General features: G+C 70.9%; 10 protein-coding genes, 1 tRNA gene and 1 pseudogene. 4 read left to right on the top strand and 8 right to left on the bottom strand.

Annotated elements, in window-relative coordinates; genetic code table 11:
• Positions 1-69: 69 nt before the first annotated feature.
• Genes Pta02_RS05825 through Pta02_RS05815 form a run of 3 tightly spaced genes read right to left on the bottom strand, consistent with a single transcriptional unit; the run spans position 70 to position 4,288 of the window.
• Entirely contained in the window at positions 70-1,023 is a 954-nt protein-coding gene (locus tag Pta02_RS05825; RefSeq protein ID WP_203873639.1) for a C40 family peptidase, read from the bottom strand.
• Positions 1,020-1,898, bottom strand: coding sequence for a replication-relaxation family protein (locus tag Pta02_RS05820; protein ID WP_203873638.1), 879 nt, complete (start codon positions 1,896-1,898; stop codon positions 1,020-1,022). The genes Pta02_RS05825 and Pta02_RS05820 overlap by 4 nt, the downstream gene beginning before the upstream one ends.
• A 14-nt stretch (positions 1,899-1,912) precedes the next feature.
• Entirely contained in the window at positions 1,913-4,288 is a 2,376-nt protein-coding gene (locus Pta02_RS05815) for a type IV secretory system conjugative DNA transfer family protein (protein ID WP_203873637.1), read from the bottom strand.
• Positions 4,289-4,338: 50 nt separating this feature from the next.
• Here Pta02_RS05815 and Pta02_RS05810 point away from each other — a divergent pair, with 50 nt between their 5' ends.
• Positions 4,339-4,998 carry an HAD family hydrolase gene (locus Pta02_RS05810; protein WP_203873636.1) on the top strand — a complete coding sequence of 220 codons (660 nt, stop codon included), beginning with the start codon at positions 4,339-4,341 and terminating at the stop codon, positions 4,996-4,998.
• On the opposite strand, the gene Pta02_RS05805 is transcribed toward Pta02_RS05810, so the two are convergent.
• The 4 genes from Pta02_RS05805 to Pta02_RS41055 all read right to left on the bottom strand — a co-directional run bounded on the left by Pta02_RS05805 (position 4,977) and on the right by Pta02_RS41055 (position 10,829).
• Positions 4,977-6,734: a VirB4 family type IV secretion system protein gene (locus tag Pta02_RS05805; RefSeq protein ID WP_203873635.1), complete on the bottom strand. Its 1,758-nt coding sequence runs from the start codon at positions 6,732-6,734 to the stop codon at positions 4,977-4,979. The genes Pta02_RS05810 and Pta02_RS05805 overlap by 22 nt on opposite strands.
• On the bottom strand, positions 6,731-7,663 hold the full coding sequence (locus tag Pta02_RS05800; protein ID WP_203873634.1) for a PrgI family protein: 933 nt from the start codon (positions 7,661-7,663) through the stop codon (positions 6,731-6,733). The genes Pta02_RS05805 and Pta02_RS05800 overlap by 4 nt, the downstream gene beginning before the upstream one ends.
• On the bottom strand, positions 7,660-9,210 hold the full coding sequence (locus Pta02_RS05795) for a conjugal transfer protein TrbL family protein (RefSeq protein ID WP_203873633.1): 1,551 nt from the start codon (positions 9,208-9,210) through the stop codon (positions 7,660-7,662). The genes Pta02_RS05800 and Pta02_RS05795 overlap by 4 nt, the downstream gene beginning before the upstream one ends.
• A 311-nt stretch (positions 9,211-9,521) precedes the next feature.
• A complete protein-coding gene (locus tag Pta02_RS41055) occupies positions 9,522-10,829 on the bottom strand; it encodes a pilin (protein WP_239129702.1) in 1,308 nt (435 codons plus the stop codon).
• A gap of 375 nt (positions 10,830-11,204) precedes the next feature.
• Here Pta02_RS41055 and Pta02_RS05785 point away from each other — a divergent pair, with 375 nt between their 5' ends.
• The 3 genes and pseudogenes from Pta02_RS05785 to Pta02_RS42265 form a co-directional block, all read left to right on the top strand.
• The gene (locus Pta02_RS05785; protein WP_203873632.1) at positions 11,205-11,759 is read left to right on the top strand and encodes an XF1762 family protein; all 555 of its coding nucleotides are present in this window, start codon (positions 11,205-11,207) and stop codon (positions 11,757-11,759) included.
• Positions 11,756-12,868, top strand: coding sequence for a DNA cytosine methyltransferase (locus tag Pta02_RS05780; protein ID WP_239129700.1), 1,113 nt, complete (start codon positions 11,756-11,758; stop codon positions 12,866-12,868). Before Pta02_RS05785 ends, Pta02_RS05780 begins: the two co-directional genes overlap by 4 nt.
• A gap of 234 nt (positions 12,869-13,102) precedes the next feature.
• Positions 13,103-14,047, top strand: a pseudogene (locus Pta02_RS42265) (recombinase family protein); the annotation flags it as partial.
• A gap of 875 nt (positions 14,048-14,922) precedes the next feature.
• Here the strand turns inward: Pta02_RS42265 and Pta02_RS05765 are convergent.
• Positions 14,923-14,995: transfer RNA gene (locus Pta02_RS05765), tRNA-Arg, on the bottom strand.
• Positions 14,996-15,493 lie beyond the last annotated feature (498 nt).

The following is a 15,493-nucleotide window of genomic DNA, read 5'->3' as shown; positions in this document are numbered from 1 at the left end:
GAAGAACCCGGAACTTCCACGGGCATCGGCACCCACGGCCGATGTGGCGCTAGATCGTTTAGTCGCCGATCAGCGAAATGCGATCCGGCCTTTCTTCCAGCCTGGCCGTACTGCGCCCATGAATCCGTGGCGACGGATCGGCTCGATGCGAACGACCGCACCGGTGTGGGGCGCGTTGACCATCTGGGTGTCGGACGCGGCGAGGCCGACGTGATCAGGACCGGGGATCTGCGGGTTCGTGTCGTAGAACACCAGGTCGCCGGGTTGGATGCGGTCGCTGACGCGCGAGCCGTGGTTCCACTGGGCGTAGGTGACGCGGGGAAGAGCGACGCCGGCCCTGGCCCAGGCGTACTGGGTGAGGCCGGAGCAGTCGAAGCCCTTCGTCCCGGCGCCGTGCTGGATGCCGTAGCTCGGGCCGGCGGCTCCGCCTCCGCCCCAGGAGTAGGGGACGCCGAGCATCTTGAGGGCGGCACGGAGCGCGATTTCTCCTCGGCTGGAGCCCGAGGCGAGTGCTTCCAGAGCTTCCGTGCTCAACTCGCCTGCCTGGCCGACCTCCGCGGTCAGCTCCGTGCAGAGCCGGGAAGCGATCGCGTTGACGATCTCCTCCGCACGCTTTCGGAAGCGGTCATCCGGCAGGGCCGTCGCGCGGGGAGAAGCGTGGCCTTCGGCGGAACTCTCACTCTTGAGGGAAACAGCCAGATCGGCAATCACCGTATCTTTGGGGATCCCGAGAGACGCCGCGGTCTCGATGCCGGAACGGAGATCGTCCAACTGCGCGGCGGACAGTCCGAGTTCCGGCCCGCTCCGGGAGACATCGGTCTTCACACGGCTCTCCGGACGCTTCGTATTCTCTCCGGCGGCAGGAGATCGCCCGGCATAGGAACACACGAGTTCGGCGAGTTGTGCAGGATCCGCTGACACGGCCGCGTGCCGGCCTCCCGTCATCCCGGCGAGCAGGGCGATTCCCGAGACCAGTCCGTATCCGGCGGCGATGACTTTGCCGGCTCCGGCTTCGACGATCATCCGGCCGTCTCCAGATGCCCATCGCGGTGAGGGCCGAGATCGGGCCAGTGCTGGGACAGGAAGGCCAGGCGGAGCCGAGGACCGGCCGAATCGAGGGGAAGCCACAACTCGCTGGCGGGTCCGTCGTCGCATCCGGCCAGAGCAGAGCGGCATCCGGTGGCGACCGGTACGGTCTCGACCGCCGCATGCCTGCGGAACCGCTCCCGCAGGTTGGTCTCGCGCTGCCCGCTCTCCACCCAGAACAGGACCGGCGTGGAGATCCTGCTCGACTCGGCCAGCGCGGCGTACCCGGTGAGCTTGGCGGCGACCCGATCCAACGGCTCGGTGCCGGTGTCGTGCTCCACGAAGAAGTCGAGCATGTGCCCGCCCTCGCGCCAGCGGCCGTACGCATCAGGCCGGGCGGCATCGCCCCACATCCGCGCGCACCGCCGCTCGGGCCACCAGGTGACCAGCTCGGCATCCGGACCACGCCGGGCGAAGGTGGCCAGACCGGCCATGAAGTCGTTGACGCCCAGGGTGTGGGCCAGACGCTGGTTGTGGGCGATGGCCAGGACCCGGTCACGGCGGTATCCGAGAGCCGCCGATTCCTCTCCTGCCTCGGAAGCCAGTACGGCGGCGCCCTCCGGGCCGAGCACGTAGTGGTACGGCGCGGTGCCCAGCCCGTGCGGCTGGAACGGGCGGAAGCGCTCCAGCACACCGAGCCGGGTGAGGATCAGCAGCCGCTTGCCGGCGGTGTCGTCGCTGTCGAAGAACAAGGCGGTGATCTGGGGTGTGGTGAGCACGCGGTTCTCCCAGACGGTCCGCATCAGGCGGCGGTCACGATCGGTGAGACGGGAGGCCAGGAGGGCAAGCGGAGCGGGGCGAGGGAGGGCCATTAAACGAACTCCTTTCACACAAGACGGGGATCATCGGGACGCTGGGCGGGCCGGACGCGGGCCGTACGGCCGTGCGCTTCGGAGGCGGCACGGCGGACCAACCGGGAACGGTCGAGGTCGGGTTCGGGCAGGGGGCGGGTGCGCAGCGTGAAGGGCGGGGCCTCGGCGGAGCGGACGACCAGCCGGGCGGCGGCCTGGAAGGCGCCGAGGTTGGCCAGGTCGTGCGTGGTCAGGAACGGACTGAAGTGGTGCTCGACCTCGCGGGCGTCCTCTGGCGAGAGCGAGAAGTAGACCTTGTTGCGGGCGTCTGAGGAGATGGCCTGCCGCAGCTCGCGCGGCATCTGGGCCAGGTGCTGATGGGCGATGACGAGGGAGAGCCGGTAGGCGCGGGCCTCGGCGAGCATGTCGCTCAAGGCGTGCGGCAGCGTGAGGAAGTTGTGCGCCTCGTCGACGTAGAGCGCCGCAGGCGAGCGGGCATGGCCGAGCCGGGCACGGCGGGCGGCGGCCTGCCAGACCTGTGCCAGAAGCATGGAGCCGAGCAGGCGGGCGGTGTCGTCGCCGAGCACGCCCTTGGGCAGCCGGACCAGCAGGATCCCGCCGTCGAGCACCTCACCCAGATCGAACGTCGAGTCGGCGGAGCCGAGCACGTCGCGGACGAACGGCCGGAGCAGGAACGCCCGGAGCTTGTTCATGATCGGTCCGGTGACGTGCGCCTGGGCGCTGTCCGACAGGCCGTCGTACCAGTTCCAGAAGCCCCGCAGCAGCGGGTCTTTGACGGTCGCCACCATTCGGGCGCGTAGCACCGGATCGGACAGCAGGGCCGGGACGTCGGCGAGGGTCCCGCCGTTGCGGGCGAGGGTGAGCGCGCAGCCGCGCAGGATGTCGTCGGTGCGCGGTCCCCAGTAGTCAGCATAGATCTTGTGGAAGATGCCGACGAGGTTGTCCACCGCCATGTCGGCGTCGCCGCCGCTCAGGGCGTTGAGGGCGGGCCGGGGGTGGCGGTCGTCGGGATCGATCAGTACGACCCGGCCGGCCGCCTCCTCGGGGAGGAGCCCGAGCAGGTCCCGGACCAGGTCGCCCTTGGCCTCGATGAGCACCACGCCCCGACCGGCCTCGACGTCGGACAGGACCATCTGCGCCAGCAGGGTCGACTTGCCGGTGCCGTTCGGGCCCATGACGTGCACGTGGTGGCAGGAGTCGGTGACCCGCAGCGCGACGGGCCGCTCGTGCCCGGCGTCGGAGAAGCCGAGCACCTTGGCGTGCGGTCCGCCGTACGCGACGGCCGGAGATGGTGGGACGCTGTTGGCGCCCGCCCGGCGCAGTCCGGGGACGGCGGCGTCCAGAGGCAGGTGCGCCAGCGCCGCCAGCTCCGGAACCGACAGCAGATAGCCCCGGCCGAAGCGGCGGACGGCCAGCCGGGCCGCAGGACGGAACAGGCGGCGCCGCTCCAGCCGGTTGTGCCCGGAGAACAGGGCGAACGCCGAGGCAAGCGCGTGCGCCCGGCCTTCGATCGCGTGGCGGCGGGCGGTACGCGCGGTGCCGTCGGAGGCGGGATCAGCCTGTACGGCGTAGCGGATCGCGACCTCGTAGCGGGAACGCTGCGCCTTGTCCCGGATCGCCCGGGACTCCGCCGACTCCTCCAGCCGGACGGCGCGATCTTGGGAGTACTGCCGCAGGTGCTGCGGGTGAACGCGCGAGTGCAGCGGGCCGGGTGTGGCGAGGTCCAGTACGGCGCGCACCAGCCATATCGGCCACGAGGCATGGAGAACGGCCAGACGGCGGCCGGTGGCGGGACGGGCCAGGATCTGTACGGCGGCGTGCTGCCAGGAGGGCATACCGACCGCCGCGCCGACCAGGGCACGCAGGGGATCGGTACGGTGCTCGTGCTTGAGCGGCAGGCGCTCGCTGCGGGCCAGGGTGAACTTCCCGCCGATCGCCTGACCGGTCAGGGGTACCGGCGGCGCGGGCTGCTGCACGGCGGTGCGCGCCGACGGCCAGGCAGCCTCGATCGCGCGTTCCACGAGGTGCTGCGGCACCGCGCCGGGCACCCACAGCTGGATGCGCACGCCGTCCCCGCCGAACAGGTACTCCACGGCCAGGTACGGCTGGCCGAGCAGGAAGCGCTTCCAGGCGGGGTGGAGCAGTCCCGTGAGGTTGCTCCACAGGGCCTCGGACCCGGCGATGTCCGCGACGGGCGGGGCGAGGATCTCCACGCACCGGGCACCGCGGACCAGCCGCCGGTGGCGGAGCAGCGAGATCGTCACGCGCAGGGCAGTACTGACCGCCTGGACCAGGAACACCCAGCCACAGGCCTGCCAGCCGTAGGCCGTGAGCCAGCCGTGAAGCCGATCGAGGATCTTGTCGGGATCGCCGAGAAGGTCATAAATCATGGCGCTTAATCCCTTGCGACCGGATGTGGGAGGCCCTGCATGATGGTCCGGTGAATCACCCGGACGCTGCGGCAAGGCCGTTCGACGCGCTGTTGTGCGACTTCGACGGCGTGATCCGCTTCCACGACACGGCGGAGCAGGCCCGGCTGGAGCGGGCTTTCAAGCTGGGCGAGGGGGCGACGGCCCGGCTGGCGCTGTCGCAAGAGCTGATGATGCCTGCCGTACTGGGTGAGATCACATGCGAGGAGTGGGAGGCGTCGCTCCTGCCCGCGCTCACCAAGCTGACCCGCTCGGCCGAGCGGGCCGCGCAGCTCGCCGCCGCTTTCATCGGTGCCGGCTCCCGGGCGGATGAAACGGTCTGCGCGCTGCTGGAGCAGGTCAGGGACCTGGTGCCGGTCGTGCTGGTCACCAACGCGACCACCCGGCTGGAAGACGACCTTGACGAGCTGGGCCTGTGCTGTGCCTTCGATGAGGTGGTCAGCAGCGCCCGGGTCGGGGTGGCCAAGCCGGACCGGCGGATCTACGAGATCGCCGCAGAGCAAGCCGGGGTTCCGGTGGGCCGGTGCTTGTTCGTGGACGACCGGCTGGCGAACGTCGAGGCCGCGAGAAAGGTGGGCATGCAGGCGGTGCATTTCCGGCGGCCGGACGATCTCCGTAAGGCGCTCGCGCCGCTGCTGGACGGGATTGCTCACAGCTCGTCCTCCTCGTAATCGAAGCCGGCGATCTCCTCCGGGCTGGTCGAGCACAGGACGTGCTCGGTCGGGCTCGACAGGGCGGCGAAGGGCACCCGCTGGCCTCCCGTACCGGCCGTGAGCAGACCGGTTCCGCGCTCGGCCGACAGCAGCAGTTGCCGCTCCCCGTCGGACAGGCAGAATGCGTCGGTGATCCGATCGATCGCCTGGGGCGCCTGCTTGAGCAGGATCTGGGTGGTGGAGTTGGCGATGATCGCCTGTCCGGCGTCGGAGCCGAGGAGGTCGGCGGCGTCCTGGGTGACCACCGACAGGCCGGCCCAGTGCTTGCGGGCGGCCTTGGCCATGCGCAGCAGGAACTTCGCGCCCTCAGGGTCCTTCATCAACAGCCAGGCCTCGTCGACCACGACCAGCCGGGGCCGCCGGTCGCGGGAGTCGCTCACACGCCGCCAGACGGCGTCCAGAGTGAGCAGCGTGCCCACGGCCTTGAGCTCGTCGGGCAGGTCCCGGAGTGAGAAGACGACGAGATGGGAATCCGGCCGGGTGGTGGTCGGGCCGTCGAACAGGAGGCGGTGGCTTCCGGTGACGTACGGCGCCAGCCCGGCGGCCAGTTCCCTGGCCCTGGGGTCCTCATCCCAGGTCAGGGCGTTCGACAGGTCCTTCAGCAGCGGGGGCTTCCGGTTCCAGGTACGGCGCTCGTGGGTGATCCCGGCCTCGCGGTAGGCGGCGAGGATGGCCCGGTCGAGCGCCGCCTTGCTCACCCTGTCGAGCGGCTCATCGAGCATGACGCCGACGAGGGTGTGCAGGAACAGCGCCCGCCGGGTGAGCGGGTCGCTATCGCGCTGGTCATGGGGCGGCAGGTCGAATGGGTTGAGCCGGACTCCGCTCGCCCCGAGCCGGAGGTAGGCGCCGCCGACGGCTGAGCACATCCGGGCGTACTCGTCCTCCGGGTCGATGACCGCGACCTCGATCCCGGCGTACAGCGAGCGCAGCGCCTCCAGCTTGGCCAGGTACGACTTGCCGGCGCCGGAGCGGGCGAGGATGACCGAGTTGTGGTTGTCCTGGGCGAAGCGGTCCCAGGCGACCAGGGAGGAGCTGGACAGGTTCGCGCCGTACAGGACCGCGGTGGGGCCGAGCTCGGCCGTCAGGTCGGGGCTGGTGAAGGGGAACGCGGCGGCCAGGGCCGGGGTGTCGAAGGTCCGCCGCATCGCCAGGTTGTCGCAGGCCAGCGGCAGGCTGGAGACCCAGCCCTGGAGCTGCCGGAAGGTGACCTGCCGGGCGTCCAGCAGCAGCGAGGCGGCCAGCGCCCGCACCTGGGCGCAGGCGTCGCTCAACTCCTGCTCCGAACCGGCGTGGACGGTGAGGTAGATCGACGCGCGGAACAGCTTGGCCTGGCCCCGGGCGATCCGGGAGGCCAGCTCTTGGGCGTCCTCGGCCGCCACTTCGGCACCCGGATCCAGCAGGCGACCGTGCTGCTGGTCGGCACGCAGCCCCGACTCCAGCCGGGCGAGCTGCTTGCGCAGCCGGTCGGAGGCGATCAGCGACGGCACCGGTTCCAGATGCAGGGAGACGTCCACCCGGCCCGGGTAGGCCAGCAGCGGTTCCAGCCAGCCCGGCGCGACGTCCCGGGGATAGCCGGTGATCGCCAGGGTGGCGCACACGCCGTCGCCGACGTGCAGATGGCGGGGACGGACTTCGACGGCGTCCGGGCCCAGGCCGGAGGCGGAAGCCGCACGGCGGAGCAGGTTGAGTCTCACCACTCGCCTCCCGCCGTGATGACCTGATCCGGCCCGGCGGCATCGGGCAGGGGTGGGGCGGTGGGAGCGAAGCAGGAGGCCAGCAGCGCGGTGACATCGCGGGCGTCCAGCAGCTTCACCACCAGCCCGCAGGCGGACAGGACCCGGGATGCCTCGTCCATGCGGCGCAGCGCCCGGGCCGCGGCGGAGGCGCGGCCGTTGCCACCTGCCGCCGGTTCCCGGACGATCAGCAGCACCTGGCGGCGGAGCAGATCGTGGCGGGCGGACAGGTCGGCGAGGAACGCGGCGTGCTCGCGCGCCGCGTGGGCCAGCGCCGGATGCGGGAGTTCCGGGATGCGGTCCCGCAGGCCGGCGACGGTGGCGGTGAGATCGACCCGCTCGGCCCGGACCAGGATCTGTACCGGGCCGGACAGGGAGTTGAGCCAGCGGCCGAAGACCGCGACCAGGGCGTCCTGTTCCTCCGGGGTGCGCAGGGCGAAGCTGACGGTGGAGACCTCGGCGATCGCGGTCATCCCGTCGTCCCCGAGGTCGATCAGCCCGTCCATGCCGACCCCGCGTGCCGGGAGCCGGAGTGGGGCAGGAAGCGGTCCGGGCCGAGCACTGATCCACGCGGGAGGGGTAGGGATGTCTCCGGGCATCGTGACCAGACGCCGGGGTGCGCACCGGTGGCGGAGCGCGGCCAACAGGTAGCGGTCCAGGCTGATCCCGTCATGCCGCCCGATGGCCAGCAGGATTCCGGTGATCGCGACGGGCAGGGCGATCGCGGCGACCGCGGGGAGCGGCAGCCGCTCGCCGAAGGCGAGATATCCGGCATAGGGCAGGGCTCCCGTGACGCCGAGGATGAGCACCTGCCGGGCGGTGAACCCGGCGAGGATCTTGTCTTCCTGCTCGACGTCGGCGGGAATCCGGACCGGTTGGACCCAGCTCATCGGCCCTCACCTTCCGAGCGCCGATCGCGGGAGCGGCGCCGCGATGGCGGTGGGGTACGGCGCGCGCCAGGATTCTCGGGCCAGTCGACCGAGCCGGGAACCGGCGTGTCCGGCGCGACGATGGGCCGCACCGGGCGCTGCACCACCGGCGGGGGCTGGACGGTCCCTCGGGATGGCGGGGTGCTGGCCTGGGCGCGCAGCCGGTACATCTGGGCCAGCCCGGCCGGGCCATCGGCGTAGCGGGTCTCGCGCGGGTAGCCGAACACCGGAGCGCTTTGGGGGACCGGTGCCGGCGGCTTCGGGGCGGGCCGGTACTTGCCCCGCACGGGTGGAGCGGAGGGGGCGTGCTTGACCGGACCGGGCTCCCAGTCCTCGGCGCGGATGGGCCGCCGGGCGGCTACAGGGGCGTGCTTGACGGGCCCACCGCCGCCGCGTGCTGCCGAGGCGGCGGTCATCGCTGAGGCGGCAGCGGTACCGGCAGGACCCGCGGCAAGGGCGGGCAGGAGGCGGCCGGTGAGCGCGGAGGCTGCCGCGCCCTTGGCCGTGAAGGCCGCTCTGCCGCCGCCACTGCCGCCTCTCCTGCCGAGGTGCAGGGCGCCCAGCACGGGGGAGGTGAGTTTGTGGAGCAGGGCGTACTTGACGATTCGCACGATGGTCGAGCTCCGGCCGCGGGTGGCGGCGAAGATCTGCCGGGAGATCCAGGTGGGGATGCGCACCAGGATGATCAGCAGGCACAGCGCGAGCAGCAGGTTGACCAGCGGTCCGGACGGGGCGATGCCCAGCAGCAGCCGGCCGTCCTGGTTGAAGAAGATGCGCACCGCGGTGACCAGGGTCAGTGACTGGGCCACCTGGATGAGCAGCAGCCCGGTGAAGGCCCGCCACCAGAAGCGCGCCAGCCCGTCGGTGGCCGGCAGGGCCAGGCCGGCCAGCGCCAGCGGGGCGGCGATGACCAGCAGCAGCACCAGCGCGGTGCGCAGCACGAAGGTGATCAGCAGCAGGATCAGCAGGATCACTGAGACCAGGCCGAGCAGGATGTAGAAGATCTCCCGGTTGTCTCTGGGCAGGATCAAAAACTGCAGGGTGAGCACCGCGCGGGAGGCGTCGAAGCCTTGGCCGAGCAGGGCGGTGGAGGTGGCGTTGGCCACCTCGATGACCTTGCCGGTGGTCAGGAAGCTGGTGTTGGCCGCCAGGAACGCCAAAGCCAGGCGGGGCAGGACCTCCTTGACGGCGTAGCGGGTCTGCACGGTCTGATGGCCCATGGCGATGATCGCGCCGAGGGTCAGCAGCACGGTGAAGCCGGCGTTGGCCAGGGTGGCGCTGGTGGCCCACAGGTCGAAGATGCGGCCGCCGGTGGTGAGGTCGGGGGTGGTGAGCAGGGTGGCGGCCAGCAGGTTGAGCAGCGGCTTGAGGGCCAGGATGACCAGGGTGCCGAACCAGTCGTTGATCCAGCTGGCCACCCAGCCGCCGATGCCGAGATCGATCTCCGGATCGGCTGCCCGGGAAGCGGTGGCCGCTTCGGCGGCAGGGGCGGCAACGCCGACCACCACAACGGAGATGACGGCGACTGCCGCGATGAACGGCGCGGCAGCGCGGAATCCTCGAACGGCAACAGAGCGCACAGAGACAGCACGCGCCGGCCGGGTTCTGGCCGCCATAGCCACGATGACCGAGAGACGGCGTTCAGCGGAGATGGCACCGGCCGGTCGCGCAGGGGATGCCGCGGAATCGGGGCACGCGAGGGCGGCAACCATACAGGGAGCGGCAGCGCCTGCCACGGTGGCGGAGCCGCGCTGGACGTCGGCTGCCGGAGGACCTGCCTCCACGGTGACGGGCTTGCGGGCGATGAGGCGCATCACGCTCACCCGCCCACGACGCGCTTGAGCACGCTGACGAACAGCGGGGCCAGGACGGCGAGGCCGTAGCCGAAGGCGGAGGCCTTCAGCGCCGCCTTGGCTTTTTGCACCTCGCCGGGATCGCCTCCGGCCACCAGGTAGCGCAGCCCGCCGAGGGTGAGCATCAGCGTGGCCAGGGAGACGAGCAGGCCGATGAGCCAGTTGCGGAGATTGGTGAAGACTGCGTTCAGATCGGCCGGAGCGGCAACCGCGCGGCCCTGCCCTGCCGCGGCGGAGATCTCCAGGGTGGAGGCCAGCGCGCCGGTTGCCACCGTGATGACGATCAGTGCCGCGACTGCCATCGCGAGCAGGACCTCGGCCGAGCGCTGCCACCTGGTGGGCTGCTGCCTGCGGTGCCTGCCGCCGGGTGGTGCCATCGATCGCATCGCGCGCTGCCACGCCGAGGACCAGGCGATGCCGCGAATGCCGCGTCCGCAAGAGCCGTTCCGGCGGGCGACAGGCCGCGACTGCCGCAGCCAGGCCGGACGGTAGGAGGAGATCCGCGCGGAGCCGGAGGCGGTGCCCGAGCCTCCCTTCGAATCGCAGTGATCTGAGTGCGCATCTGAGGAGCTCCGGCTCCGCGCGGAAGTCTTCACCTCCACTCGTTGATCGGTGGAGGCGGTCATTGAGGAAAGGCCGGTGCGGGCCTCGCCGGACGGTGTCCCGCGAAGAGCCGGCCCGGCTGAGGTTCCGGCTGTCGTGCCGGACAGCGCGGCACGCATAGGGCGACGTTCAGGACGTTCTTCGACAGAAAGGCCATGAACGTGGGGGTAGGGCGGGCGACGGGTCGTGCCCGACCGGGCCGCCCTCCGCGCCCGGCTGCCGCCTCGCAGGGCAGCGATGTGCAGACGTTCCCGGAGGTCGTCCGCAGCTGGGTCGGCGGTGCGGACGGCCTCGATGAAGGCGGCCAGCACCTCGCTGTCGACGTCGGCGGGATCGGCTCCCGGACAGTCGCCGATCACCTGGCCGGCGACGGTACGGAGCGCGGGGATCGCGATGCCCACGGCTCCCACGAGCCAGGCCGGGCCGTCCTCGTGGGCGGGGGTGACCAGCGCCCGCCAGACGGCGTCCCGGGTACGGTCGCCGATTCTGCGGTCCGCCAGCAGATCGCGCAGTTCGGGCAGGGGGATCGGCCGCTGGGGAAGCTCGCCTGTCAGGCCGGTGGGGTCGAAGGCGAGGGCGGCGGGCTCGCAGCCGAGGAGCTGGAACATGTGCTCGGCGATGTCGAGAGGGGAGCGGCTCGCGCCGAGGGTGTCCTGGAATTCGGTGCCCATGATTGCTCCAGAGCGGGATGGATTTGGCGTCTCGAAATCCGGTATACGGCCCGCTTCCGGCATATCTATGGCGCGATTCAGTCTGCCGGAGAATTCCTTTACCGCTTTCTTTTTGCTGGAGTGCCGGACGGGCCTCGCCTGAGATGTGCCAGTGCGCCCGTGGCTCTGGCAGGAGACGTGCCAGAGGGGAGTAATCCCTGCTCAGCGATGTGTCTGAGTGATGCCGGAGCATGCGAATAACTGTGCCTGAGGTTCGCCGGAAGCTCCTGCTCCAATGAGAAACGCATCTGAGGTACGCCCGAACGGAAAATGGAACAATCGAATGGTGCGAGGTTCCGGTACAGTCCGGACTCGCCGCTGGAAGCCGCACCTGAAATGCAAGGTGCGAAGGAAAGTCACAACAGCGAGAAAGTCGCGGGCGGACAGCTCCGTCTGGCGATCGTCCCGATCGCGCTGCGCACCGCCCGGGCGTTCATCGCCTGGTCCCACCGTCACCTGCCGCCACCGCAGGGCGCCAAGTTCGCCATCGGCGTCGGCACCGAGGCCGGGGTGCTGGTCGGCGTCGCCGTCGTCGGCCGCCCCGTCGCGCGGGCGTTCGACGACGGCCACACGATCGAGGTCACCCGGCTGGCCACCGACGGCACGCCCAACGCCTGCTCCGCCCTGCTGGGCGCCGCCTGGCGAGCGTCGCGGGCGATGGGCTACCGGCGGCTCATCACCTACACCCGCGCCGACGAGCCCGGCACCAGCCTGCGCGCCGCAGGCCTGCGCTGCGTCGCCGACCGCCCGGCCCGCACCGGCTGGGACTGCCCCAGCCGCCCTCGCGACTCCCACGGCCACGACGACATCGCCCGCGTGCTGTGGGAGATCACCAGGACACCCGGCACCCGCGAATCCGCCACCTCCGCGAGAGGCGGTGGAGCCCGGTGAGCTCGGCAAACCTCCTCCTGCCCGATGCGCCCCGGCCCGGAGACGGCGTCACTGCGCCGCCCTTCCTCGGGCCGTGGATCGGCTCGATGTGCACCGGCTACGGCGGGCTGGACCTCGCCGTCTCGCAGGCGTACGGCGCCCGCCTGGCCTGGTGCGCCGACAGCGACCGGCACGTGGCCAGGATCCTCCGGACCCGTTTCCCTGCCGTCCCCAACCTCGGCGACCTCACCGCGGTCGGCTGGACCGCCGTCCCGCCGGTGGACATCGTCACCGCCGGATTCCCCTGCCAGGACATCAGCTACGCCGGCCGCGGAGCCGGGATGAGAAAGGAGACCCGCAGTGGTCTGTGGTTCACCGTCGCCGACGCCCTTCGCGTACTACGACCCGGACTCGTCATCCTGGAGAACGTCCCCGCCCTGCGCAGCCGCGGGCTCGACCGCGTACTCGCGGACCTGGCCGCGCTCGGGTACGACACGGCGTGGGCATGCGTACGCGCATCCGATGTCGGAGCCCCGCACCGGCGAGAGCGGATCTTCATCTCCGCCGTCCACCCCGACCGGCGAGGCGACTGGTCACGCCGGAAGGCCGGAGGCAGCGATCCCTCCAGAGAAGGTCTCCCTTCTGCCGACCCCGGCCGCCTGCAACCCCAACGACGGGGAGACGACGGCATCGTGGCTGGAGCGGCGGGCACGCCAGCAGCCCCGCCGGGCGATGCCCCTCGCGATCGCGATCAAGCTGCTTCCCACCCCGAAGGCGAGCGACGGGGAGAAGGGCAGCGGGACGCACACCGACTCGAAGGGACACCCCACACTGCCGGGAATCGCCACCCGGCTTGGGGAGCCTACGAGCAGGCCATTCGCCGGTGGGAGGGCATCCTCGGCCGACCCGCGCCCCCGGCCGTCGAACGGGGAGTCCGGGGCCAGCTCCGGCTGACCGCCCGCTTTGTCGAATGGATGATGGGCCTGCCCGGCGGCTGGGTCACCGATGTCGACCTGCCGCGTACGGCTCACATGCGCGCTCTCGGCAACGGAGTCGTTCCCCAGCAGGCCGACCGCGCCCTCGTCGTACTCCACCGGCTCCATCAGGCCGGGCAGGCGGCAGGCAGGTGAGGCCGCTCGACGCCGACCCTCCCACCAGGCCACATGTTGCCTCCTCAGGACCTCCCAAGAAGGCGACGGCTCCTTACGATCAAGGGGAACCGGGCGGGAGCGGGACGCCGCTCGTAGAAGTGGAGATCGTCAGGATCTCCGGCGAACAGGGCAGGGCACTGCGTGCAGCCCAGGCGCAGGTGATCCACAAGCTGCTGCTCTGGCTCGCTGCGGAGGATACGGAAAGGGAAACCGGTGAGCGGATGGGGAGCGGCGGCCGAGGACCCGTTTGACGGGCTCCGGGTCGCCTGGTGCGGAAGGACCTCGACGGAGGATCTGCAGGATCCGACGCTCTCGCTCCCCAGGCAGCTCGACAACAGCCGGGCGGCACTGCCGCCCGGCTCGTTGATCGTGGCCCACTTCTACGACATCGAATCCGGCCGGAAGAACCTCGAAGACCGCGGCTACGGGACCGCGCACGAGCGGTTCGACATCGCCATCCCCCGCGACGGCGGCATTCAAGGCCTCCTCTCCGAGGCCGGAAGCCGCGATCGCCGGTTCGACGCGGTGATCTGCGAATCCATCGACCGGATCTCGCGGCGCACCTTCTACGGGACGAAGATCGAGCACGAGCTGGAGCAGCTCGGCATCCCGCTGTTCGCGGCGGACGAGCCGATCACGCTGAACGGCAAGCGGGCCACCGCCATCCTCACCCGCCGGGTCAAGCAGGGCATCGCCGAGTGGTACGCGGTCCAGATGATGGAGGCGTCCTGGGACGGCCTCCGGACCCACACCCAGCAGGGCTGGAACGTCGGGCGCCCGCCGTACGGGTACCGCGCCCAGAAAGTCGCCCACCCGGTCCCGGCCAAGGCGGCCGACGGCAAGCACAAGACCAAGCTCGTCCCCGACCCCGTCCGCGGGCCGGTGATCACACAGATCTTCATGTGGCGGGTCATGGAGCGCCTCGGGTACGGCGACATCGCCGACCGGCTCAACGCCGATCACGAACGCTATCCGCCGCCCGAGTCGCTCAACCCCAACTTCCAGGGGCGCAACGCCTGGTCTCGATCGGGCATCCGGGAGATGCTGCTCAACCCCAAGTACACCGGCCACATGGTCTGGAACCGCAAGGCGACCACCAGCCGCCGGGGGTCGGGCAGGAGCATGGTCAACCCGCCGAGCGCCTGGGTGTGGTCGGAGCACCCGACGCACGAGCCGCTGATCACCCGGGAGATGTACGAGGCGGCGCAGGGGGTGGGGAAGGAACGGGCGACCTCGCGGACCGGGTCGGACGCCAACGCGCACCCGCAGACCTGCCACACCTACCTGCTGCGCTCGTTCGTCCACTGCGACCTGTGCGACCGCAGGATGTTCGGCCAGACCGAGATGCGCAGGAAGGCGCAGTACTCCTATTACTGCTGCCAGCCGAGCATCAACCACAAGGGCCGCGAGGACCGCTTCCCCGGCCATCCGAAGGTCGTCCGGGTCCGCGAGGACTCCCTCGCCGACGCAGTCCACGACCTGTTCCAGCGCCGGGTCTTCGGCCCCGACCGGCACGCCCTCCTCGCCGCGGACCTGCCCGCGACCGCCCACCGGGCGGAGGACGAGTGGGAGGCCAGGTGCAAGGCACTGAAGAAGGGCGTGGCCGAGATCACCAGGAAGCAGGACCGGCTGATCGCCCAGATCGAGGACTCCGACGGCGACGCCGAGTTCGCCAGGCGCCTCCGGGCCCGCTTCGCCGAGCTGGAGACCGACCGTAGGACCCGGGCGGAACAGCTCGCCGAGGCGGAGGCGAACCCGCCCGCACGGGACCACCGGACCGGTCTGCTGGACATGATCCCGATGCTCTCGGCCAGGCTCGCCGACCTCCCAGAGGACCTGCGGCGGGAGCTGTTCGCGGCCTTCCACCTGGAGGTCCGCTACAACGACCGGACCGGCGTCGCGCTGCTCCGGATCACCATCGAGGAGGACACCGTGAAAGAAGCGGCCGACATGGCCGGCAGGCTCGCCGATCAGCCCGGAAAAGAGAACAGGCACCCGCTGGAGGCCGATGCCTGTGCCGAAGATTTGAGACGTGCCCCCGGCATGATTCGAACATGCGACACCCGCTTTAGGAGAGCGGTGCTCTATCCCCTGAGCTACGGAGGCAGGGACTGCATGTAAGAGTAGCGAAAATGGAGCGTTCGTGCGCGCTTGGGAGGGCTGTGGGGGGAAGTTGGCGGGTCATCGGTTCGCTGAGCTGGGATAAAGGGATGGCAAGCGGGCGGGTGGGGGGAGTGGCGGGATGACTAGTGTCACGCTTCGTGATCAGAGGACGGTGGGGGCGGAGCCGGAAGCGGCGGGTGGTGCGGCCGGCGGTGTTGGGGGCGGCGATGTGCGCTCCTGCGTTGCTGGCGGGTGGCCTGCTGGCCGGGGAACTCGCCGGGTATGAGACGGCGATCACCGGATATGGGACGGCGGCCGGTGGGGAGAGCGTAGGCGCGCGATACGCGGCGGCTGATGGTGGCGGGGACGTGGATTCGCCGTACGGGATGACGGACGCGGGCTCTTGCTATGGGGCGGCGGATGCGACCCCGCCCTATGGGGCGGCGGATGCGACCCCGCCCTATGGGGCGGCGGATGCGACCCCGCCCTATGGGGTGGCGG

Source organism: Paraplanobispora takensis, from assembly GCF_016863195.1.
Lineage (GTDB): Bacteria > Actinomycetota > Actinomycetes > Streptosporangiales > Streptosporangiaceae > Planobispora > Planobispora takensis.
The sequence above is the reverse complement of the archived record's forward strand: the minus strand, read 5'-3'. Positions and strand labels throughout refer to the sequence as shown.

What these genes read in the sequence shown, in the direction of transcription:
- Pta02_RS05820 (WP_203873638.1), bottom strand. Translation starts at nt 1,898, where the DNA reads ATGGCCCTCCCTCGCCCCGCTCCGCTTGCCCTCCTGGCCTCCCGTCTC.
- Pta02_RS05800 (WP_203873634.1), bottom strand. Translation starts at nt 7,663, where the DNA reads ATGAGCTGGGTCCAACCGGTCCGGATTCCCGCCGACGTCGAGCAGGAA.
- Pta02_RS41055 (WP_239129702.1), bottom strand. Translation starts at nt 10,829, where the DNA reads ATGGGCACCGAATTCCAGGACACCCTCGGCGCGAGCCGCTCCCCTCTC.
- Pta02_RS05815 (WP_203873637.1), bottom strand. Translation starts at nt 4,288, where the DNA reads ATGATTTATGACCTTCTCGGCGATCCCGACAAGATCCTCGATCGGCTT.
- Pta02_RS05785 (WP_203873632.1), top strand. Translation starts at nt 11,205, where the DNA reads ATGCAAGGTGCGAAGGAAAGTCACAACAGCGAGAAAGTCGCGGGCGGA.
- Pta02_RS05825 (WP_203873639.1), bottom strand. Translation starts at nt 1,023, where the DNA reads ATGATCGTCGAAGCCGGAGCCGGCAAAGTCATCGCCGCCGGATACGGA.